A 19,073-nucleotide genomic window follows, 5' to 3' on the forward strand; every position below is an offset into this window, starting at 1 on the left:
GCGAGGGCCCGCGACCGTACCGGGCGCTACAGGGGGAACGAACATGATCGACATCAAGCGCCGCTTGCTCCTCAAGGGCGCGGCCTCGACCGCCGGACTGGCGCTGGCGACGCCCTACATCTCGCGCCGCGCCTTCGCGCAGAGCGCGGACCAGGTCAACATCTTCGCCTGGGCCGGCTACATCAACGACGAGATGCTGGCCGCCTTCCGCGAAGCCACCGGCATCACCGCCAATTTCACGCCCTACGGCACCAATGACGAGCTGCTGAACCAGCTGCGCGCCAATCAGGGTTCGGGCTTCGACATCATCTGGCCGACGGTCGACCGCGTGCCGAACTACGTCGAGTTCGAGCTGGTGCAGCCGATCGACGAGAGCCGCATCGAGGTGGACCGCGTCCTGCCGAGCGCTTGGGAGAGCTCGCGCGAGCTCGGCGCCGTGGTGAATGGCGAGCGCTATCAGGTGCCCACCGACTGGGGCACCGAGGGCGTCGCCTTCGACCGCGACCAGATGCCGCTGGAGCCGGGCGAGGCGTCCTATGGCGACATCTGGAAGCCCGAGGCCGAGGGTCTGGCGACCGTGCGCGGCCATTCCGGCCTCGTCGGGCTCGGCCTGTGGCTGGAGGCGGAGGGCCGCCTGCCGATGCCGCTGCGCGAGGCCTTTGTCTCCGAGGAGAACATGACGGCGATCTACGACGTTATCCTGGAGGAGGCGATCGCCCGCAAGGCCAACATCGCCCAGTTCTGGTCCAACGAGAACGAGGCGCAGGGCGCCTTCCGCGTCAACGGCTGCGCCGTCGGCCAGACCTGGGATTCGACGGCCGCCGCGCTGCGCAAGGAAGGCCTGCCGATCGGCTTCCTCGCTCCGAAGGAAGGCGCGCTCGCCTGGATGGAGGGCGTCTCGATCCCGGTCGGGGCCGGCAATCTCGACGGCGCCTACGCGTTCATCAACTGGATGCTGACGCCGGAAGCCGGCGCCATGTACACCAACGCGACCTCGATCAACTCGACCGCCGTCGGCGCCGCCGACCTCATCTCCGAGGACGCCCGCCAGTTCTTCGCCGACGCCTATCCGGGCGACGCGCTGGAGAAGCTCTGGTGGTGGCCGATCCAGGAGAACTGGTTCGTCACCAAGCGCAACGAGTATCAGGACCGCTTCCTCTCGGCCTGATCCGACAGGCGCCGGGGGAGGGGCCGACACCTCTCCTCCGGCGAGATTACGAGAGGAGCCCCATGTCTCATTCGGTTCAGCTTCAGAACGTCGGCATGCGCTTCGGCGCGACGAACGCCGTCGGCGACGTCTCCTTCACGGTGGAGGGCGGCGAGTTCTTCTCCATCCTCGGCCCGTCGGGCTGCGGCAAGACGACGATCCTGCGCATGATCGCCGGCTTTCTGGAGCCGACCGAGGGGCGCGTCATCATCGGCGGGCGCGACATGAAGGGCCTGGGGCCGAACCAGCGCCCGACCGCGATGATCTTCCAGAGCCTGGCGCTCTTTCCGCTGATGAGCGTGGCGGAGAACATCGCCTTCGGGCTGGAGGCGCGGGGCGTCTCGAAGGCGGCGCGCCGGGCCCGGGCCGACGAGCTTCTGACGCTGATCGCGCTGGAGGGCTATGGCGACCGCATGCCGGCCGAGCTCTCCGGCGGCCAGCGCCAGCGTGTCGCCATCGCGCGCGCGCTGGCGGTCGAGCCGCAGGTTCTGCTCCTCGACGAGCCGCTTTCGGCGCTCGACCTGAAGCTGCGCCAGCACATGCGCGCCGAGCTTCGCGCCCTGCAGAAGCGCACGGGCGTCACCTTCATCTACATCACCCACGACCAGTCCGAGGCGCTCGCCATGTCGGACCGTGTGGCCGTGATGAGCGCCGGACGCCTGCAGCAGGTCGGCAGCCCGCGCGAACTCTACGACGACCCCAGGACGCCCTTCGTCGCCTCCTTCGTCGGCGAGACCAATGCGCTCGCCGGCAAGGTTCGGCGCATCGAAGCGGGACAGGCCGTCATCGACACGGCCTTCGGCCCGCTGGTCGGGCGGGCGGGCGACGGACTGGCGGACGGCTCCAAGGCGCGTCTCTACATCCGCCCGGAGGCCCTTCGCCCCGGCGAAGAGGGCGGAAACTCCTGCTCGCCACGGTGGAGCGCATCGATTTCGAGGGCGCCTTCGCCCTGATCCATGCCCGGGCGGCGGGGGGCAGCGCGTCCTCTCCTCCGTCACGAGCACGGAGCTGTCCTCCGCGCCGCTGCCGGGCGCGAGCACGCGTCTCGCCTTCGCGTCCGCTCATGCGGTGGTGCTGCCCGATGGCTGATCTCTATCGCCGGTTCGGCCCCGGCCTCTCGACGCTGTTCCTCACGCTCGTCGCCGCCTGGCTCGCGGGCATGGTCATCGCGCCGAACCTGATGATGATCGACTACGCGCTGCGGCCGAACCTGATGCCCGCGCTGCGCGGCGGGGAAAGCGACGTCTACTCGCTTTCCAACTTCGCCTATTTCGCGGGCGAGGCGACGCACCGGGCGATCTTCCTCAAGACGGTGTGGGCGAGCGCGCTGGTGGCGCTCCTCACCTTCCTCGTCTGCTATCCGATCGCCTTCTGGCTGGCGCAGCGCGCGACCAGGAACCAGACCGCGCTGGTGCTTCTGGCGCTGACGATCCCGTTCTGGATCAACGAGGTTCTGCGCACGCTCGCCTGGTACATCATCCTCGCCTTCCGGGGGCCGCTGAACGTCGCGCTCATGGAGCTCGGGATCATGGAGACGCCGTTCCGCTGGTACGGCGATTCGGGCGTGCTGATGGGCATGGTCTACGCCTACATCCTCTTCATGCTCTTCCCGATCTACAATTCGATCGAGAGCCTGGAGAAGGCGCAGATCGAGGCGGCCCGCGACCTCGGCGCGCCGACATGGCGCATCCACTGGCGCATCGTCATCCCGCACGCCAAGGCCGGCATCGCGACGGGCTGCGTCTTCACCTTCATGCTCGCGGCCGGGTCCTACGTCGCGCCCGCGCTTTTGGGCGCGCCCGGCTCGCGCTGGTTCACGCAGATCATCTACAATTGGTTCTTCGAGGGCGGCGACTGGAACCGGGGCGCGGCCTACGCCCTCGTCCTTCTCGTCCTGTGTCTCGCGGTCGTCCTGGCGACGCTCAAGCTCTTCCGCGTCAATCTGACGGACGTCGCCAAATGAAGGCCACCGACGCGATCGCCAAGGCCCTCTTCGGCTTCTACTTCGTCGCCTTCTTCCTCTATCTCTTCGCCCCGCTCGCCATCATGGGCGCGGCGACCTTCAACGAGAGCCGCTTTCCCACGATCACGCCCTGGCAGGGCACGACGCTGCAATGGTTCTCGGCGCTCTGGGCCGACCGGGCCATGTGGCAGGCGCTCGGCACGAGCCTGATCGTGGCGTTCTTCGTCGTCCTCGTCTGCCTCCCGGTCGGCACCGCGGCGGCGCTGGTGCTCACCAGCCTGCACGCCCGCGCGCGTTCCTTCGCCTACGGGCTGATGGTCTCGCCGCTGCTCGCGCCCGGCGTGGTCATCGGCATCGCGACGCTGATCCTGTGGCGCGAGATCGGGGTCGGAGGCGGGATCTTCCTGATCGTCGTCGCGCAGTCGAGCTTCATCATCTGCTACGTGATGCTGATGGTCGCGGCTCGGCTCCAGCGGTTCGACCGCACGCAGGAGGAGGCCGCGCTCGGCCTCGGCGCCTCGAAGTTCATGGTGTTCCGGCGCATTCTGCTGCCGTTCCTGAAGCCCGCGCTCATCGCCGCCGGCCTTCTGGCCGTGCTGCAGTCCTTCGAGAACTACAACACGACGCTCTTCGTGCGCGGCTTCGACACGCCGCTGACGGTGCACATCGCCACGCAGGTGCGCACCGGGCTGACGCCGGCCGTGAACGCGCTGGCGCTGGTCATGATCGCGGTCACGGTTCTCGGGGCGACCGCCTTCGAGATCGCCCGCCGTCGCCGCGAACGCGCCTCAGCCGACGGCGCGTAGGGACTCGACGGTTCTCTCCAGCATCGCCTCTCCCTCGTCCGTGAGGCGCCCCCGGGCGCCCTCGACGGTGAGAAGCCCCGCGTCCTGCATTTCCTTCACGCCGTCCGGGTCGGCGCGGTGGCCGTTGCCGTCTTCGAGGACGACATCGCGCACGATCTCGCCGCTGGCGAGCTGGTGATAGGCCGCGAAGGTCAGGATCGAGCGGGCCTTGTCGGACAGGGGCATGGGGTCACTCCGTCGGGTTCTGGTCCAGCCCCAACGCCCATGGGCGACGCCCGATCCCGCATTTCGTTTGCGGCGCCTCGTCGCGGCCGAACTCGAAGGCTCCGTCAGACCCGTTCGAGATGCCGGAACTCGGCGATCACCCGTTCGTAGACCTCGCGCTTGAAGGGCACGACGAGGTCGAGCGCTTCGTCCATGGTCTTCCACGCCCATTCGGTGAACTCGGCCTCGTGGCCGCCGGGGGGCGGGGCGATCTCGATCTCGCTCTCCGGGCCGGTCAGCCGGAAGGCGAACCACTTCTGGCGCTGGCCCTTAAATCGGCCCTTGAGCGCGACGCCGACGAGCTCCGGCGGCAAATCGTAGTCGATCCAGCCGGCGGTCTCGGCGAGAAACTCGACCGAGCGCATGCCGGTCTCCTCGTAGAGCTCGCGCTTGGCGGCGGGCAGCGGCTCCTCGCCCTCGTCGATGCCGCCCTGCGGCATCTGCCACAGCTTCACCGCGCCATCCATCTCGCCCTTCGGAATGACGACGCGCTTGCCCAACCAGACGCGGCCTTCCGCGTTCAGGACCATGATGCCGACGCAGGGGCGGTAGGGCAGATTGTTGAAGTCGATCGGGTCGGTCATCGGGCGGGCTCCGGGAAGGTCGTGCCCGCGATGTAGGCTTGCCGCGCCTTAACGCGCAACCGTCAGAACATCTGCGGATCGTGGGCGAGGGCGGAGACGGGCACGATCTCGATGCCGCGCGCCTGCGCCTCGGGTATCCATTGCGCGATGGCGGCGACCGAGACGTCGAAGGCGCTTGCCAGACCGATCGCGGAGCCCTGCGCGCGGGCCGAGCGCTCCAGAATGTCGAGCTCGGCGCGGATCGCGGCCGCGTCCCGGACCTCGTCCAGCACGCGCTCGCCGCGCGCGAAGGGCACGCGGTTCGCCATGGCGACGTCGCGCGCCACCGAGCGGGGCGAGGCCCCGTCCTCGACGAAGAGAAGGCCCCGACGCTCGATCTCCGCCAGGACCGGCTCCAGCGCGGCGGGCTCGGAGGCGAGGCGCGCGCCCATGAAGTTCATGACGCCGACATAATTCGTCATGCGCCCGAGGGCGCGGTGCAGGTCGGAAAGATCGCCCGCGGCGGCGCTCTCGGCCGTCAGCGTTCCCGGCCCGGCCGAGACGTTCGGATAGCCGAAGGGCTCCATCGGCACCTGCAGGAGAAGCTCGTGGCCGGCGCGGCGGGCCTCGTGCATCCAGCGGTCCAGCGAATTGCCGGTGGCGGCGAAGCCGAGCGTCACGGCCTGCGGCAGCGAGGCGAGCGCGCCTTGCGTCCCGGTCTGGCTGATCCCGATGCCGCCGACGATGAGCGCGATGCGCACCCCGCCCGAGCGGCTGCCTTCGCCGGCATAGACGTCGAGCGGCCGGCGTCCGTCGCTGCCGCGCCGCGGCAGGGGGCCGAACTCCGACGGTTCGATGAGGGCGTCGTCGGGTATGTGGGCGAAGCGGGGCGGCTGGCGGAGCGAGCCGGGCTCGGAGACGCGGATGGAGCCGGTATAGGCCTCGTCCAGCGCGAAGGGCGCGACCTCGACCACCCGCATGCCGGGGGTCTCGTTGCCGCGCGTGACCGTCGGAGCGGCTTCGGCCGGCGAGGGGACGGCGGCTTCGAGCGTCATCGCCGGTGCGTCGGTTTCGGTTCTCTTGGCCTGAAGGCGAAAGTCCGGTTCGCGAAGAGCGCTCGCGGCCGAAGCGCCGATGACGGCGAGCGCGAAGAGCGCGAACGCCGCCTGGCCGCCCGAAACCTTCGGAAGGCGCACGATCCGTGCGCGGCGGTCGATCGTCCCGAGCGGCTGATTGAGATCAAGGGTCATCGGTTCCGGCCCGGCGGACGCCACACGAAGCCGGACCCTAGCGGGCGAGGCTGGCGCCTGCCTGTTCGCGGCCGGCAACGAAAAAGGGCTCCGACCGCGCGGTCGGAGCCCTCGAGAAACGCTTCGGATGGCGGGCGGACGCCCGCAATGCGTCTCAGTTGGCGGCGGAGGCCGCCGTGTCGTCGCGCGGCGGGAAGGCCGCATGGGTCTCGGTGCCGTTCAGGAGGCCGAAGGCGTATTGCAGCTGCAGGTCGTCGGCCATCTCCGGCGGCACGTAGTCGAGCGAGCCCGAGCCCTCTTCGGTCTCCTCCGCGCCGGTGATGTGGCCGCGCAGGGAGGATTCACCCCGACGCGCGTCGAGCTCTTCCTGCGTGATGCCCATCTGCTCCAGCATCTCGGCGGGTAGCGGCTGCTCGATGGTGATGTCCGGCTCGATGCCGCGTCCCTGGATGGAGGAGCCCGAGGGTGTGTAGTAGAGCGCCGTGGTCAGGCGCAGGGCGCCGTTCTGGCCGAGCGGGATGATGGTCTGCACCGAGCCCTTGCCGAAGGAGCGCGAGCCGACGACGGTGGCGCGGCGCTGGTCCTGCAGGGCGCCGGCCACGATCTCGGAGGCCGAGGCCGAACCGCCGTTGACGAGCACCACCAGCGGCTTGCCGTCCACCTCGTCGCCCGAGCGGGCGTTGTAGCGGCGCGTTTCCTCGGCGTTGCGGCCGCGCGTGGAGACGATCTCGCCATTGTTCAGGAAGACGTCCGAGACGCTGACCGCCTCGTCCAGGAGGCCGCCCGGATTGCGGCGCATGTCGAGCACGTAGCCCTTCAGCTCGTCCTCGGGCACCTGCGCCCTGATGTCCTCGATCGCGTCCCGCAGGCCGACCGTGGTCTGCTCGTTGAAGCGCATCAGGCGGATATAGCCGATTCCGGCCTCGATCGAATGGCGCACGGAGGGCACGCGGATCTCGGCGCGCTCCAGCGTCAGGCGGATCGGCTGGGCCGCGCCCTCGCGGATGATGGTCAGATCGACCGAGGTGCCGATGTCGCCCTTCATGCGGTCCACGGCGTCGGTCAGCGTCAGGCCGCGCACCTGCTCACCGTCGATCTCGGCGATGAGGTCGTTGGCGAGGATCCCGGCCTGGTCCGCGGGCGTGCCCTCGAAGGGCGAGATGACCTTGACCAGCTCGTTCTCCATGGTGACCTCGATGCCGAGGCCGCCGAACTGGCCGCGCGTCTCCGTGCGCATGTCCGCCGTCTGCTCGGCGTTCATGTAGGAGGAGTGCGGGTCGAGCGCGGTGAGCATGCCGTTGATGGCGGTCTCGATCAGCTTCTCGTCGTCCGGCACGTCGACATATTGCGAGCGCACGCGATCGAAGACGTCGCCGAAGATCGCCATCTGGCGATAGGTGTCGGAGGCCGCCGCGGCCTGGGCGATCGCGGCCGGCGAGCCGAGCACCGCCGTCATCGCGGTCGCCCCCATCAGGGCACCTGCGAAGAGTATCGAGAGCTTACGAATCATTCCTCGTCCTTCCAGATGCCCCCTCGATCCACCAGGGATCGGGGTCGACGGGCTTCCCGTCCTTGCGGAACTCGACATAGAGCGAGGGCTCGGTCGAAGGCAGGTCGCCGTTGCCGGCACTCGCCAGCCGCCTCGCGCCCATCACCGCCACCGGCTCCCCGGCCAGTACGAACTGGCCGACGTCCACGTCGATCTCCCGCATGCCCGCCAGGACGATATGATAGCCATCGCCGGCGTTCAGGATCAAGAGTTGGCCGTAGGAGCGGAACGGCCCCGAATAGAGGATCCGTCCGTCCGCCGGCGCAGTGACGAGGTCTCCCGCGCGCGCTGCGAAGACGACCCCCTCGGACCTGCGTCCGAAACCGTCGTCCTTGCCGAATTCGCGAAGGGTCTCGCCGGCCACGGGTCTGACGAGACTCCCCTCCAATGTCGAAAATGGGGCCGACACCTCCAGCGCATTCATCTCACGGCGAAGTGAGTCGATGTCGTAGGCCGGCTTCGCCGGGTCCGCCTCCGGTTCGAGCGCCGCCATCTCGACCTGCGGATCGCCGCCGGAGCGCGGCATTCCGGCAGGGTCGGCGCTTCGCTGCGCGGCCGCCACGCGGTCGCGTCGGGCGTCCTCTTCCGCCAGCGTCGCAAGGCGCCGAGCCTCCGCCTCCGCCGCCTCGCGTGCGGCGATCCGGCGCGCCTCGTCTTCGGCCGCCTGCGCGGCGGCGAGATCGCTTTCCAGCGCCCCGATCAGTTCCTCCAGCGAGGAGGCGCGGCCCGCCAGCTCCGTTCCGCGCGCGGCCATCTCGGTCAGCGCCTCGCGGCGGTCGGCCTCGAGCTTTTCTCGCTCCTGCGACAGACGGGCGAGCCGTCCCTCCTCCTCGCGCTGGCGCTGGAGGCTGGCGGCGAAAGCCTGTCGCTGCTCCTCGATGTCGGTCCGCAGGGCCGCGAGCTCGTCGAGGTCGCGGCGAAGGGCGTCGGTCTCCTGCCGGATCGTCGGAACGACGGAGCCGAGGAGGATGGCGCTGCGCACCGAGCCGAGCGCGTCGTCGGGATGGACGAGGATGGCGGGCGGCGGACGCCGCCCCATGCGCTCCAGCGCGCCCAGAACCTCCGCGAGCGTTCCGCGCCGGGCGTGGAGCGAGGTGGTGAGGCGGCCCTCCCGAAGGCGCAGCTGCGCGATCTCCTCCTCGCTCGCGGCGATCTCGGCGCTGGCGCGGCGCTGGGCCTCCGCCGCCTCGATCATCGCGGCGCGGATCGTCTCGCGATCCTTGGCGATCGCCTCGATCTCGGCATCGAGAGCGCGCGTCGTCTCCTCGGTGGTCTCCAGCTCGGCGCCCAGCGCCTCCAGCTCCGCGCGGGCCCTTTCGCGCTCCCGCTCGATCTCGCCGATCGCCAGCGACGCGGTCCGCAGGACGGGCTCGTCGGGGTCCAGGGCGTGGGCGGGCGCGACAAGGGACACGGCGACGGCAACGGCGAACGCGGCGCGCAGGCGGGCTCCCGCCCGTCCTCGCCGTCTTCCCGCTTCGGCCGACGCCCAACGCATATGGCTCGCTTCCCCCTGTCCGATCCCGGACGCCCGCTCCCGCCTTCTCGCGCCCGCATGCGGCGCGGCGAAAGCGGTGCGGCCCTGATCCGAACCGTAAGATCGGCTCGGTCGCGAGCCGTTCAACGGGCCGATATCATGATTCGCCCTCACCCCTGCGCGAGCCTGTGGACGCGCCGGGCGGAGACCTCAACTGCGATGATAGGGGTGGCCGGACAGGATCGTCGAGGCGCGGTAGAGCTGCTCGGCCAAAAGCAGCCGCACGATCTGGTGCGGCCAGGTCATCGCGCCCAAAGCGAGAACGGCGCGCGCGCCGGCGCGGAACTGATGGTCGAGCCCGTCCGGCCCGCCGATGACGAAGGCGGTGTCGCGCACGCCCTCGTCCCGCCAATGGGCGAGGCGCTCGGCGAAGGCTTCGGATGTCTCGCTGCGGCCTGTTTCGTCGAGGACGACGAGAGCGGCCTTGTCGGGAAGAGCGGCGGAGAGGCGAGCAGCCTCGTCGCGCTTGCGCTCGGCGGCGTTCGGGGAGCGGGCTTCCGGCAGCTCGCTGACGCCGCCCCATTCGAGCGCGACGGCGGGCCCGGACTTGGCGAGCCGGTCGAGATAGCGTGCGGTGAGGTCGCGCTCGGGCCCGGCCTTCAGCCGCCCGACCGCCGCGATGGTGAGCCTCACCGCGCGCGCGTCGCGATCAATGGACCTGGGTCGCCGGACCGGTCTCGGAGACCGACCACATCTTCTCGATGTTGTAGAAGGCGCGGACCTCGGGACGGAAGATGTGGACGATGATGTCGCCCGTATCGATCAGCACCCAGTCGCCGTTCTGCAGACCCTCGACCTTGGCGGTGCCGAAGCCGTTTTCCTTCAGATCGCGAAGCAGATGGTCGGCGACGGCCGCCACATGGCGGTGGGAGCGGCCGGAGGCGACGACCATGTGGTCGGCGAGCGCGGACTTGCCCCGAAGATCGATCGAGGCGATCTCCTCGGCCTTGGAGTCATCCAGGCTGGAGAGCACCAGTTCGATGGCGTCGCGCGCGGTCGGACTGTCCCCGGCGGGCGCTTCGGAAGGCGCGTCGAAGGCGGCTTCCGGTTGAGATGCAGGTCGCAGTGTGTCGTTTCCTTCTGCCGGACCTTTTCGCGATGCGGCCAATACTCCGCAACTGCCAGTAAAGTGGCAAAAAGGTTTGGCCGTTTCAAGACGTGGGGACTTTGGCCGAGCGAATCGCGGTGGACGACAGCGACGAGCGCGGTCCGTGCAGATAGACCCAGGCCGGCGCCGAAGCAAAGGGCAGGGCGGCGGCACGGGTCTCGGGCAGGCGGGCCGAGGCGAAGGCCCGCGCCATCGGGGCCGAGAGCGTGGAGAGCGTCGCGCCGGGCCGGTCGATCACGGCGATCGGCAGGCGCCGCACGATGTCGGGCCAGTCCTGCCAGTGATGGAAGCCGGCGAGGCTGTCTCCGCCCATCACCCAGACGAAGCGCACGCCGGGCCGCCGCGCCAGAACCCAGCGCAGCGTGTCGGCGGTATAGGCGAAGCCGACCCCGGCCTCGAAGCCGGTCACGACGGTGCGCCGGTCGCTCAGGAGCGCGCGGGAGGCCGTGATGCGGGAGGCGAGGGGCGGCAGGCGGCCGTGATCCTTCAGCGGATTGCCCGGCGTCACCATCCACCACAGACGGTCGAGCCCGAGCCGCTTCAGCGCGGTCTCGGCCACGAGCTTGTGCGCGGCGTGGGGCGGGTCGAACGTGCCGCCGTAGAGGCCGACGGTCAGGCCGGCCGGCGCGGGTGGAAGCCGCAGATCCTCCGGCCGGGGTCGCGTCGTCACGGACGCGTCTGGCCGGTGCCGCGGACGCGGTAGTTGAAGCTCGTCAGCTGTTCGACGCCCACCGGCCCGCGCGCGTGCATCTTGCCGGTCGCGATGCCGATCTCGCCGCCGAAGCCGAACTCGCCGCCGTCGGCGAACTGCGTCGAGGCGTTGTGGAGGAGGATGGCCGAATCGATCTCCGAGAGGAAGCGCTCGGCCGCCGCCGCATCCCCGGTCACGATCGCCTCGGTGTGGGCGGAGGAATACGCGCCGATATGGGCGATCGCCCCGCCGACCCCGTCGACGAGGGCGACGGAGATGATCGCGTCCAGATACTCGGTTCGGAAGTCCTCCTCGCTCGCTGGCGCTGCGCCGGGATAGACGGCGCGCACCTCCTCCGTGCCGCGGATCTCGCAGCCGGCTCCGGCAAGCGCGTCGAGGATCGGCGTCAAATGGGTCGCGGCGACCTTGCGATCGACCAGAAGCGTCTCGGCCGAACCGCAGATGCCGGTGCGGCGCATCTTAGAGTTCACAGCGAGGTCCACGGCCATCGAGAGGTCCGCCGCCGCGTCGATGTAGAGGTGGCACAGGCCTTCCAGATGCGCGAAGACCGGCACGCGCGCCTCGGACTGCACGCGGGCGACGAGGCTCTTGCCGCCGCGGGGCACGATCACGTCGATCGAGCCGGATAGGCCCGTCAGCATCTCGCCCACCGCCGCGCGGTCGGGCGTCGGCACGAGCTGGATCGCCTCGGCGGGCAGGCCCGCCTCGCGAAGGCCGTTCTGCAGCGCCGCATGGATGGCGCCGGACGAGCGCAGCGAATCCGAACCGCCGCGAAGGATGACGGCGTTGCCGGCCTTCAGGCACAGGGCGCCCGCGTCGGCCGTCACGTTCGGCCGGCTCTCGTAGATCACCCCGATGACGCCGAGCGGTGTGCGGACGCGGGAAATCTCCAGCCCGTTCGGCCGCGTCCAGCTCGACATGACGGCGCCGACCGGGTCGGGCAAAGCGGCGATGTCGCGCAGCGCCTCGGCGATGGCGGCGACGCGGCTCTCGTTCAGCGTCAGCCGGTCGAGCTGCGCGGCGGCCATGCCGGCTTGCCGCGCGGCCGCCAGATCCTGCGCGTTCGCCGCGAGGATGTCGGTCGCGCGTGCCTCCACGGCTGCCGCCATCGCCATGAGCGCGGCGTTCTTCTCGTCGGTCGATGCGGTCGACAGGCGCCGCGAAGCCGCCTTGGCCGCGCGCCCGATTCCCAGCATCAGGCCGGCGACGTCGTCTTCCATGCGGGTTCCGTCGGCCATCACGCCATGTCCTTTTCGGTCTCGTCGGCAAGCCGGGTGACGAGGTCGTCCCGGTGGATCATCGCCGCGCGCGGCGGATATCCAAGCACGGATTCGATGGCGGAGGAGCGCAGGCCCGCGATCGCCCGCGCGTCCTTCGCGTCGTAGGCGACGAGGCCGCGCGCGATCTCGCGTCCGTCGCCGTCGAGGACGAGGATCGTGTCGCCGCGCGCGAAATCGCCGTCGACGCGCCGCACCCCGGCCGGCAGGAGGGAGCGCCCGGCCTTCAGGGCCGCGATCGCGCCCTCGTCCACCGTCAGGCTTCCCATGGCGTTGAGGTGGCCCGCGATCCAGCGCTTGCGGGAGGTCACCGGGTTGGAGGCCGGCGAGAACAGCGTCATGCGCTCGCCGCGTTCGATGGCCGAAAGCGGGCTCATCCGGTCGCCGGCGGTGATGATCATGGACGCGCCCGCGCCGGTGGCGATCTTGCCCGCGTCGATCTTGGTGCGCATGCCGCCGCGCGAGAGGGCGGAGGCCGCGCCGCCGGCCATCGCCTCGATCTCGGGCGTGATGGCGGGCACGTGCGGGATGTGACGCGCCTGCGGGTCGCTCGCGGGCGGCGCGGTGTAGAGCCCGTCGATGTCGGAGAGAAGGATCAGGAGGTCGGCCGTCACCATGGTCGCGACGCGGGCGGCGAGGCGGTCGTTGTCGCCGTAACGGATCTCGGACGTGGCGACCGTGTCGTTCTCGTTGATGACGGGGAGGGCGCCCAAGGCCAGAAGCGTGCCGATGGTGGCGCGCGCGTTCAGATAGCGGCGGCGCTCCTCGGTGTCGCCGAGGGTGAGCAGGACCTGACCCGTCTCGATCCCGTGGGCGCCCATCACCTCCGAATAGGCGCGGGCCAGCGCGATCTGGCCGACGGCCGCCGCCGCCTGGCTCTCCTCCAGCTTGAGCGCGCGCATCGGCAGCTTCAGGATCTTGCGGCCAAGCGCGATTGCCCCGGAGGACACGAGCAGAACCTCGCGGCCCTCGCGCGTCAGCCGCGCGACATCCTCGGCGAGCGAGGCCAGCCATTCGCGCTTCAGCCCGCTCTGGCGATCGACGAGAAGCGCCGAGCCGATCTTGACGACGATGCGGCGATGGTTGCCGAGCGCGCTCATCCCCGCCAGTCCGTCTCGCTCAGGCGTCCGCCGTAGCGCTCCTCGTCGGCCTGCGCCTGGGCCTCCCGCTCGTCGGGAAGGGTCGCGCGCTGGATCTCGCGCTTCAGCCGGCGCAGCGCCTCGGGAATGCCCTGGCGAGAGACGGCCGAAAGCGGAATCGGCGAATGGCCGATCTCGGCTTCGAGCGCCTTCATCTTCTCTTCCAGATCCTCGGGCGTCAGAACGTCCATCTGCGAGAGCGCGACGATCTCGGGCTTCTCGGCAAGGCCGCCCTCGTAGAGTTCGAGTTCGCGGCGCACGGTCCGGTAGGCCTTCGCGACGTCCTCTTCCACCGCCGAGACGAGGTGCAGGAGGACGCGCGTGCGCTCCACATGGCCGAGGAAGCGGTCGCCGATACCCACGCCCTCGTGGGCGCCTTCGATCAGGCCCGGAATGTCCGCGATCACGAACTCCTCGGTGTCGACGGTGGCGACGCCGAGATTGGGATGAAGCGTGGTGAAGGGATAGTCGGCGATCTTGGGGCGCGCGGCGGTGACGCTCGCCAGGAACGTTGACTTGCCGGCGTTCGGAAGGCCGACGAGGCCGGCGTCGGCGATCAGCTTGAGCTGCAGCCAGATCGTCAGCTCCTCGCCTTCGAGGCCCGGATTGGCCCGTCGCGGCGCCTGGTTCACCGAGGAACGGAAATAGGCGTTGCCGAAGCCGCCATTGCCGCCCGCCGCGATGCGCTCGATCTGACCCACTTCGGTCAGGTCGAAGAGCAGCGTCTCGCCGTCCTCGGCATAGATCTGCGTGCCGACGGGCACTTTCAGCGTCACGTCCGCGCCCTTGCCGCCGGTGCGGTTGCGGCCCATGCCGTGCATGCCGGTCTTGGCCCGGAAATGCTGCTGGTAGCGATAGTCGATCAGCGTGTTGAGGCCGGAGACGGCCTCGACGAACACGTCGCCGCCGCGCCCGCCGTCGCCGCCGTCCGGTCCGCCGAACTCGATGAACTTCTCGCGCCGGAACGAGACGGAGCCCGCCCCGCCGTCGCCCGAGCGCACATAGACCTTCGCCTTGTCGAGGAATTTCATGGGTCTTGGGCCTTCTCGGAAGGGGTTGTCTTATCGTTCCGCCGGAGCGGAGGGAAGGGCGGCCACGTCCTTGGCGAAAACGACCGAGGACGTCGCGAGCGGCAGAGCGAAGCGCGAGACCACCACGTGGTTGGCGACGGTGCCGTCGTCCCGCATCCTCATGTGATGGGCGAAGGCGAGCCGCATGCCGCCGCCCGGCGCGATCCCGTCGTACCGCAGGCGCACGCCGTCCGAGTCCGACGTGCCGGAGACCGACGCGGGCGGGGCCAGGGCGCCGTCCGCCCGCTCGGTCTCGACCGTGCCCGCGAAACCGCCGGGCACGGCCCGAAGGTTCCAGACCTGCAGCCGCTCGCCTTCGGGAAAGGCGAAGCGCTCCTCCAGCCGGAGCGTCTCGCCCTGCCGTTCGCCGGCGAAGCGCGCCGTGAAGGCCCGTTCGCGAAGGCCGAGCGTCGTGATCGTGCCCTCGCTCGCGCTCGTCCCCTCGAAGAAGGCGAGAAGATCGAACCCGCCCGGCCCCGACACCTGCGGCTCCCGCGCGCTCCAGAGGAGCAAGGCGACAGCCGCCGTGACAGCGAGAGCGAGCAGGATCGCGAGGCGCTTCACTTGCCGCCCCAGCTCTTCAGCGACTGCCAGCAGCGCCGGTCCATCCGGTAGATCTCCGAGGCGACGCGGCCGGCGGCGAGCGAGAGATCCATCGCGGTCCCCGCATACTGGAAGCCGCACTTGCTGATGACGCGGCGCGACGCCCCGTTGACGACCCGGCAGCGCACCTCCACCAGCGAGACGCCGAGCGTCTCGAAGGCGTGGTCGATCAGCACCTGCGCCGTTTCGGTGGCAAAGCCCTGGCCCCAGAAGGCGCGCCCGAGCCAGTAGCCCAGCTCGACATGGCCTTGCCTGGCGAGCGGCTTCAGCCCCGCGCAGCCGAGAAGAACGCTCCGGCCGGCGGTGCGGACCGCGAAGACCTTCTCTTCGCCGAGGTCCGAGAGGAAGTCCTCGGCGTCCTCGATCCCGTAAGGGTGGGGAATGCGCGAAGTCATCTCGGCGATGTGCCGGTCGTTGGCGAGCGCGGCGACCTCGGCCGCGTCCGCCAGTCGTGCGGGTCTGAGGACGAGGCGTCTGGTGCTCAGACACTCGTCTTCCTCGGTCTCCATACTCATCGCTTCAGTCCCTCCGGGAACGAGTAAAGGGGAGATGGGTGGCGCCCCATCTCCCCTTTCGATCTCGATCCCCTCGGAACCGTCAGGTTCCTCGTCGAGCTCCGGGTCGGTGGGACGCCGGTGCTCGAAGGCGCAACCGGGTCACTCGGCGGCTTCGGCTTTCGGCATCACGGCAACGTAGGTTCGGTTGCCCGACTTCTTCTGGAAGGCGACCGTGCCGTCATTCAGCGCGAAGAGGGTGTGGTCGCGGCCGATGCCGACGCCCGCGCCCGGATGCCAGCGCGTGCCGCGCTGACGGATGAGGATGTTGCCGGCGCGAACCGCCTCGCCGCCGAACTTCTTCACGCCAAGGCGCTTGGACTCGGAATCGCGACCGTTGCGGGAGGAACCGCCTGCCTTTTTATGTGCCATCGTTCAGTCTCCTGTCTCGTGAGCGCCGGGCTCGTCTGAGCCGCGCGGCGCCTTTCATTCTCTAATCTCGCAACGGACGGCTCGTTTGGCCACCCGCTTCTCGAAAAATGCCTCAGGCCTCGTCGGAGGTCTCGGCCTTCTTCTTCGAAGCACGGGGCTTCTTCGCCTCGGCCGGCGCCTCGGCGGCGGTGTCGGCCTTCTTGGTCGCGCGCTTGGGCTTCTCGGCCTTCGGCGCGTCCTCGGCGGCGGCGGCGTCCGTCACCGCGTCGTCCTTGGCCTTCGCCGGCTTCTCGGCCTTCTTGCCCGAAGGCTTGGCGCCGTCCGTCAGGATCTCGGAGATCCGGATCAGCGTCAGCTCCTGGCGATGGCCGCGCGTGCGCTTGGAGTTCTGGCGACGGCGCTTCTTGAAGGAGATGACCTTCGGGCCGCGAACCTGCTCGACAATCTCGGCGGCGACGCTCGCGCCGGAGACGAAGGGCGCGCCGATCGACGTGCCGACCATGAGCACCTCGGCGAAGGAGACGGTGTCGCCCGCCTCGCCCGCAACGCGCTCGATCGTGAATTCGTCGTTGGCGGCGACGCGGTACTGCTTCCCGCCGGTCTTGATGACTGCGAACATTGAATTGGCCTTTTCAGCGTGCCGGTTCTCGAGGAAAAGCGCCCCGGACCGTCTTCTTGTCGTTCTTGTCGAAGCGCGCGCCGAACCGGCCCGAAGCGGGAGGATAAGCGCACACGCGCGTTGCCATAGCGGCCGAGGGCCGTTCGGTCAAGGTTCGGCGGCCGCGAGGCCGCGAAGGCGGGCGGGAACGCCGGGCCTCAGGCGAACGTCGCCTCCATCTCGCGCCTCACGCGGATCGCCTGGCTGTCGGTCGCCTCGACGTCCTCCCAGCTCACGACCGAGCCTGAAGCGACCGCGCGCCGAAGGCTCAGGCCGTGGGCGAGCCCGATCGGCAGGGCGTTCGCCCGCAGGGAATCGGCGGCACGGGCGAGCCGGCCCCAGACCGTGTAGCCGCCCTCGCCGTCGAGCCGTTCGCCGACGGCGAGATCCTTCTTGGCGACCGCCACCACGTCGGAGGAGAAGCCGGCGGTCGTGCCCGTCGGCTCGCCGCGAAGGGCGACGCTCGCCACGCTGATCCCGAGCTCGAGGCCGATCAGATGCGAGGGACGCCAGAGCGCCGCGTAGCGCCCGCTGCGGTCGTGCGAGACCTGATACTCGCCGAAGCAGCGGCGCACGTAGTCGGCGCCCCGCCCTTCCGCCTCGGCGGCCTCGAAGGTGACGTAGACGCCCCAGCGAAGGTCGCCCAAGACCTCGCGCCCGTCGCGCTCCTGGCTGGAGACGACCTCCACCATGCCGCTCTCCTCGAGACACCCGCCGTGGGCGCGCGGCTTCAGGACGTCCGCGAGATCGTGGACCCCGCAGGGCGGGAAGGCGAGGCCATCCATTGGCGCCAGAAGGCCGGAGGCATTGGAGATCGCGGCCATCTCCAGCGCCGACTTGGTACCGTCGAGGAAGGAGTTGAACATCTGCGGGTTCATGCCGCCGGCCTCCGCCGCCTCGGGAGACAGGCCGTAATGCTCCCAGACGGTGGCCGGCGTGGAGGCGACGAATTCCGGCCGGTAGCGCGTGCCCTTGCCGGCCGCGACGACCTTGAGCCCGCAGGTTCGCGCCCAGTCGATCATCTCGCAGACGAGGGCCGGCTGGTCGCCATAGGCCATGGAGTAGACGAGTCCGGCCTTGGCGAAGACCCGCGCCAGATAGGCGCCGGCCAGGACGTCGGCCTCGACGTTGACCATCACGATATGGCGGCCGTTCTCCGCCGCCAGGAGGGCATGGGCGATGCCAGCGGCGGGATGGCCGGTCGCTTCCACGACGACGTCCAGCCCGCCCGTGCGCATCAGCGCCCCGGCGTCGTCGGTGATCCAGACGCCACCGGTACGGACCGCGTCCTCGGCCGAAGCGGCGACGGCGCTCCCGTCCCAGCCGGTGTTGTCGAGCGCCCTGCGGGCGCGCTCGGGCGAAAGGTCGGCGATGCCGAGGAGATGCATGCCCGGCGTCGTGCGCACCTGCGCCAGGAACATCGAGCCGAACTTGCCAGCGCCGATCAGCCCGACGCGGACCGGCCGGCCCTCGGCCTCCCGGGCCTTGAGCTTGGCGTAGAGATTCATCTCGTCCTCCCCCTCCGCCCGTCTCTCCCAGGCGGCATGCGCAGTCCTGTGCCCCCGGCCTTCAAAGGCCGAGGGCCGGCCTCAGCACTCCTCGCCGAAGCCGTCCTCCACGAGGTCCGCGATCGCCTGCAGCGCGTCCTGCGCCTCGCGCCCCTCGGCCGAGACGTGGATGGTCGAGCCCTGTCCGGCGGCCAGCATCATCAGGCCCATGATCGACTGTCCCCCGACCTGCAGCCCGTCGCGGCTGATGGTGAGGTCCGCGTCGAACCGCTCGGCCGTCTGCACGAAACGGGCGGAGGCGCGGGCGTGAAGACCGCGCCGGTTGCGGATGGTGAGGGTTCGCTCGAGAGGGGACGCGGCCCCGTCGACCTTCGTCGATCCCGGCGCGTTCGGATCGGTGGGGACGAGGTCGGCCATGGTCGCCTATTTTCCGCTGAGCACGCGGCTGGCGACGGTGATGTATTTGCGCCCGGCCTCCTGGGCCTGCGCGAGCGCTTCGGCCATCGGCCTGTCGGCACGCACCGAGGCGAGCTTGATGAGCATCGGCAGATTGACGCCGGCGACGACGTCGACATCGCGTCCGTCCATGACGGAGATGGCGAGATTGGAGGGCGTTCCGCCGAACATGTCGGTCAGGATGATGACGCCGGCCCCGCGCGAGGAGCTTTCCACGGCGGCCACGATCTCGTCGCGTCGCGCGCCCATGTCGTCGTCCGGGCCGATCGAGACGGTCTCGAACGCCTCCTGCGGGCCGACGACGTGTTCCACGGCCGCCTTGAACTCGCGCGCCAACTGGCCATGGGTGACGAGCACGAGGCCGATCATAAGGTCACACGCTCCAGGACTGTGTCAGGCGACGACTCATGCCGTTCGACGCTCGCCGATACAAGCGCCCGTTCGCCACGCTCTTTAGAAAAGCGCCAAATCGCGCGCTTG

General features: G+C 69.9%; 22 protein-coding genes. 4 read left to right on the forward strand and 18 right to left on the reverse strand.

Annotation, left to right across the window (positions count from 1 at the left end):
- Positions 1–43: 43 nt before the first annotated feature.
- The 4 genes from AC6R2M_RS00465 to AC6R2M_RS00480 all read left to right on the forward strand — a co-directional run bounded on the left by AC6R2M_RS00465 (position 44) and on the right by AC6R2M_RS00480 (position 3,976).
- A complete protein-coding gene (locus tag AC6R2M_RS00465) occupies positions 44–1,168 on the forward strand; it encodes an extracellular solute-binding protein (protein WP_500484418.1) in 1,125 nt (374 codons plus the stop codon).
- Between the two features lie 62 nt (positions 1,169–1,230).
- A complete protein-coding gene (locus AC6R2M_RS00470; RefSeq protein WP_500484420.1) occupies positions 1,231–2,160 on the forward strand; it encodes an ABC transporter ATP-binding protein in 930 nt (309 codons plus the stop codon).
- 128 nt (positions 2,161–2,288) lie between these two features.
- Positions 2,289–3,170 (forward strand): ABC transporter permease, encoded by an 882-nt coding sequence (locus AC6R2M_RS00475; RefSeq protein WP_500484422.1) that lies wholly within the window; start codon positions 2,289–2,291, stop codon positions 3,168–3,170.
- Positions 3,167–3,976: an ABC transporter permease gene (locus tag AC6R2M_RS00480; protein ID WP_500484424.1), complete on the forward strand. Its 810-nt coding sequence runs from the start codon at positions 3,167–3,169 to the stop codon at positions 3,974–3,976. The genes AC6R2M_RS00475 and AC6R2M_RS00480 overlap by 4 nt, the downstream gene beginning before the upstream one ends.
- Here the strand turns inward: AC6R2M_RS00480 and AC6R2M_RS00485 are convergent.
- The 18 genes from AC6R2M_RS00485 to AC6R2M_RS00570 all read right to left on the reverse strand — a co-directional run bounded on the left by AC6R2M_RS00485 (position 3,959) and on the right by AC6R2M_RS00570 (position 18,962).
- Positions 3,959–4,201, reverse strand: coding sequence for a hypothetical protein (locus tag AC6R2M_RS00485; protein WP_500484426.1), 243 nt, complete (start codon positions 4,199–4,201; stop codon positions 3,959–3,961). The genes AC6R2M_RS00480 and AC6R2M_RS00485 overlap by 18 nt on opposite strands.
- A gap of 104 nt (positions 4,202–4,305) precedes the next feature.
- Positions 4,306–4,824 carry an RNA pyrophosphohydrolase gene (locus tag AC6R2M_RS00490; protein WP_500484428.1) on the reverse strand — a complete coding sequence of 173 codons (519 nt, stop codon included), beginning with the start codon at positions 4,822–4,824 and terminating at the stop codon, positions 4,306–4,308.
- 62 nt (positions 4,825–4,886) lie between these two features.
- Positions 4,887–6,053, reverse strand: a complete 1,167-nt coding sequence (locus tag AC6R2M_RS00495; RefSeq protein ID WP_500484430.1) for a divergent polysaccharide deacetylase family protein — start codon at positions 6,051–6,053, stop codon at positions 4,887–4,889.
- A 154-nt stretch (positions 6,054–6,207) separates the two neighbouring features.
- Entirely contained in the window at positions 6,208–7,563 is a 1,356-nt protein-coding gene (locus AC6R2M_RS00500; RefSeq protein WP_500484432.1) for a S41 family peptidase, read from the reverse strand.
- A complete protein-coding gene (locus AC6R2M_RS00505) occupies positions 7,553–9,013 on the reverse strand; it encodes a murein hydrolase activator EnvC family protein (RefSeq protein ID WP_500484434.1) in 1,461 nt (486 codons plus the stop codon). Before AC6R2M_RS00505 ends, AC6R2M_RS00500 begins: the two co-directional genes overlap by 11 nt.
- A 273-nt stretch (positions 9,014–9,286) precedes the next feature.
- Positions 9,287–9,769, reverse strand: coding sequence for a 23S rRNA (pseudouridine(1915)-N(3))-methyltransferase RlmH (gene rlmH, locus AC6R2M_RS00510; protein WP_500484436.1), 483 nt, complete (start codon positions 9,767–9,769; stop codon positions 9,287–9,289).
- A gap of 16 nt (positions 9,770–9,785) precedes the next feature.
- Positions 9,786–10,202, reverse strand: a complete 417-nt coding sequence (rsfS, locus tag AC6R2M_RS00515) for a ribosome silencing factor (RefSeq protein WP_500487431.1) — start codon at positions 10,200–10,202, stop codon at positions 9,786–9,788.
- An 85-nt stretch (positions 10,203–10,287) separates the two neighbouring features.
- Entirely contained in the window at positions 10,288–10,914 is a 627-nt protein-coding gene (locus AC6R2M_RS00520; protein WP_500484438.1) for a nicotinate-nucleotide adenylyltransferase, read from the reverse strand.
- Positions 10,911–12,194 carry a glutamate-5-semialdehyde dehydrogenase gene (locus AC6R2M_RS00525; protein WP_500484440.1) on the reverse strand — a complete coding sequence of 428 codons (1,284 nt, stop codon included), beginning with the start codon at positions 12,192–12,194 and terminating at the stop codon, positions 10,911–10,913. The genes AC6R2M_RS00520 and AC6R2M_RS00525 overlap by 4 nt, the downstream gene beginning before the upstream one ends.
- The gene (proB, locus tag AC6R2M_RS00530; protein WP_500484442.1) at positions 12,194–13,333 is read right to left on the reverse strand and encodes a glutamate 5-kinase; all 1,140 of its coding nucleotides are present in this window, start codon (positions 13,331–13,333) and stop codon (positions 12,194–12,196) included. Before proB ends, AC6R2M_RS00525 begins: the two co-directional genes overlap by 1 nt.
- Positions 13,330–14,403 carry a GTPase ObgE gene (gene obgE, locus AC6R2M_RS00535; RefSeq protein WP_500484444.1) on the reverse strand — a complete coding sequence of 358 codons (1,074 nt, stop codon included), beginning with the start codon at positions 14,401–14,403 and terminating at the stop codon, positions 13,330–13,332. Before obgE ends, proB begins: the two co-directional genes overlap by 4 nt.
- Positions 14,404–14,433: 30 nt before the next feature.
- The gene (locus AC6R2M_RS00540; protein WP_500484446.1) at positions 14,434–15,006 is read right to left on the reverse strand and encodes a DUF3833 family protein; all 573 of its coding nucleotides are present in this window, start codon (positions 15,004–15,006) and stop codon (positions 14,434–14,436) included.
- On the reverse strand, positions 15,003–15,560 hold the full coding sequence (locus AC6R2M_RS00545; RefSeq protein WP_500484448.1) for a GNAT family N-acetyltransferase: 558 nt from the start codon (positions 15,558–15,560) through the stop codon (positions 15,003–15,005). The genes AC6R2M_RS00540 and AC6R2M_RS00545 overlap by 4 nt, the downstream gene beginning before the upstream one ends.
- Before the next feature lie 141 nt (positions 15,561–15,701).
- Complete coding sequence (rpmA, locus tag AC6R2M_RS00550) at positions 15,702–15,971, reverse strand: 50S ribosomal protein L27 (protein ID WP_500484450.1); 270 nt, start codon at positions 15,969–15,971, stop codon at positions 15,702–15,704.
- A gap of 112 nt (positions 15,972–16,083) precedes the next feature.
- The gene (rplU, locus tag AC6R2M_RS00555) at positions 16,084–16,590 is read right to left on the reverse strand and encodes a 50S ribosomal protein L21 (protein ID WP_500484452.1); all 507 of its coding nucleotides are present in this window, start codon (positions 16,588–16,590) and stop codon (positions 16,084–16,086) included.
- Between the two features lie 197 nt (positions 16,591–16,787).
- Positions 16,788–18,137 (reverse strand): NAD(P)H-dependent oxidoreductase, encoded by a 1,350-nt coding sequence (locus AC6R2M_RS00560; protein ID WP_500484454.1) that lies wholly within the window; start codon positions 18,135–18,137, stop codon positions 16,788–16,790.
- Positions 18,138–18,218: 81 nt separating this feature from the next.
- On the reverse strand, positions 18,219–18,554 hold the full coding sequence (locus AC6R2M_RS00565) for an HPr family phosphocarrier protein (RefSeq protein WP_500484456.1): 336 nt from the start codon (positions 18,552–18,554) through the stop codon (positions 18,219–18,221).
- A gap of 6 nt (positions 18,555–18,560) precedes the next feature.
- Positions 18,561–18,962 (reverse strand): PTS sugar transporter subunit IIA, encoded by a 402-nt coding sequence (locus AC6R2M_RS00570; RefSeq protein WP_500484458.1) that lies wholly within the window; start codon positions 18,960–18,962, stop codon positions 18,561–18,563.
- Positions 18,963–19,073 lie beyond the last annotated feature (111 nt).

Source organism: Aureimonas sp. CAS, assembly GCF_059838215.1.

Bases quoted from the DNA above. Each gene is read 5' to 3' on its own strand.
- AC6R2M_RS00465 (WP_500484418.1), top strand. From the start codon at position 44: ATGATCGACATCAAGCGCCGCTTGCTCCTCAAGGGCGCGGCCTCGACC.
- AC6R2M_RS00565 (WP_500484456.1), bottom strand. From the start codon at position 18,554: ATGGCCGACCTCGTCCCCACCGATCCGAACGCGCCGGGATCGACGAAG.
- AC6R2M_RS00545 (WP_500484448.1), bottom strand. From the start codon at position 15,560: ATGAGTATGGAGACCGAGGAAGACGAGTGTCTGAGCACCAGACGCCTC.
- AC6R2M_RS00495 (WP_500484430.1), bottom strand. From the start codon at position 6,053: ATGACCCTTGATCTCAATCAGCCGCTCGGGACGATCGACCGCCGCGCA.
- proB (WP_500484442.1), bottom strand. From the start codon at position 13,333: ATGAGCGCGCTCGGCAACCATCGCCGCATCGTCGTCAAGATCGGCTCG.
- AC6R2M_RS00570 (WP_500484458.1), bottom strand. From the start codon at position 18,962: ATGATCGGCCTCGTGCTCGTCACCCATGGCCAGTTGGCGCGCGAGTTC.
- AC6R2M_RS00525 (WP_500484440.1), bottom strand. From the start codon at position 12,194: ATGGCCGACGGAACCCGCATGGAAGACGACGTCGCCGGCCTGATGCTG.
- rplU (WP_500484452.1), bottom strand. From the start codon at position 16,590: ATGTTCGCAGTCATCAAGACCGGCGGGAAGCAGTACCGCGTCGCCGCC.
- rpmA (WP_500484450.1), bottom strand. From the start codon at position 15,971: ATGGCACATAAAAAGGCAGGCGGTTCCTCCCGCAACGGTCGCGATTCC.
- AC6R2M_RS00485 (WP_500484426.1), bottom strand. From the start codon at position 4,201: ATGCCCCTGTCCGACAAGGCCCGCTCGATCCTGACCTTCGCGGCCTAT.
- AC6R2M_RS00490 (WP_500484428.1), bottom strand. From the start codon at position 4,824: ATGACCGACCCGATCGACTTCAACAATCTGCCCTACCGCCCCTGCGTC.
- obgE (WP_500484444.1), bottom strand. From the start codon at position 14,403: ATGAAATTCCTCGACAAGGCGAAGGTCTATGTGCGCTCGGGCGACGGC.
- AC6R2M_RS00470 (WP_500484420.1), top strand. From the start codon at position 1,231: ATGTCTCATTCGGTTCAGCTTCAGAACGTCGGCATGCGCTTCGGCGCG.
- AC6R2M_RS00480 (WP_500484424.1), top strand. From the start codon at position 3,167: ATGAAGGCCACCGACGCGATCGCCAAGGCCCTCTTCGGCTTCTACTTC.
- AC6R2M_RS00500 (WP_500484432.1), bottom strand. From the start codon at position 7,563: ATGATTCGTAAGCTCTCGATACTCTTCGCAGGTGCCCTGATGGGGGCG.
- AC6R2M_RS00475 (WP_500484422.1), top strand. From the start codon at position 2,289: ATGGCTGATCTCTATCGCCGGTTCGGCCCCGGCCTCTCGACGCTGTTC.
- AC6R2M_RS00560 (WP_500484454.1), bottom strand. From the start codon at position 18,137: ATGAATCTCTACGCCAAGCTCAAGGCCCGGGAGGCCGAGGGCCGGCCG.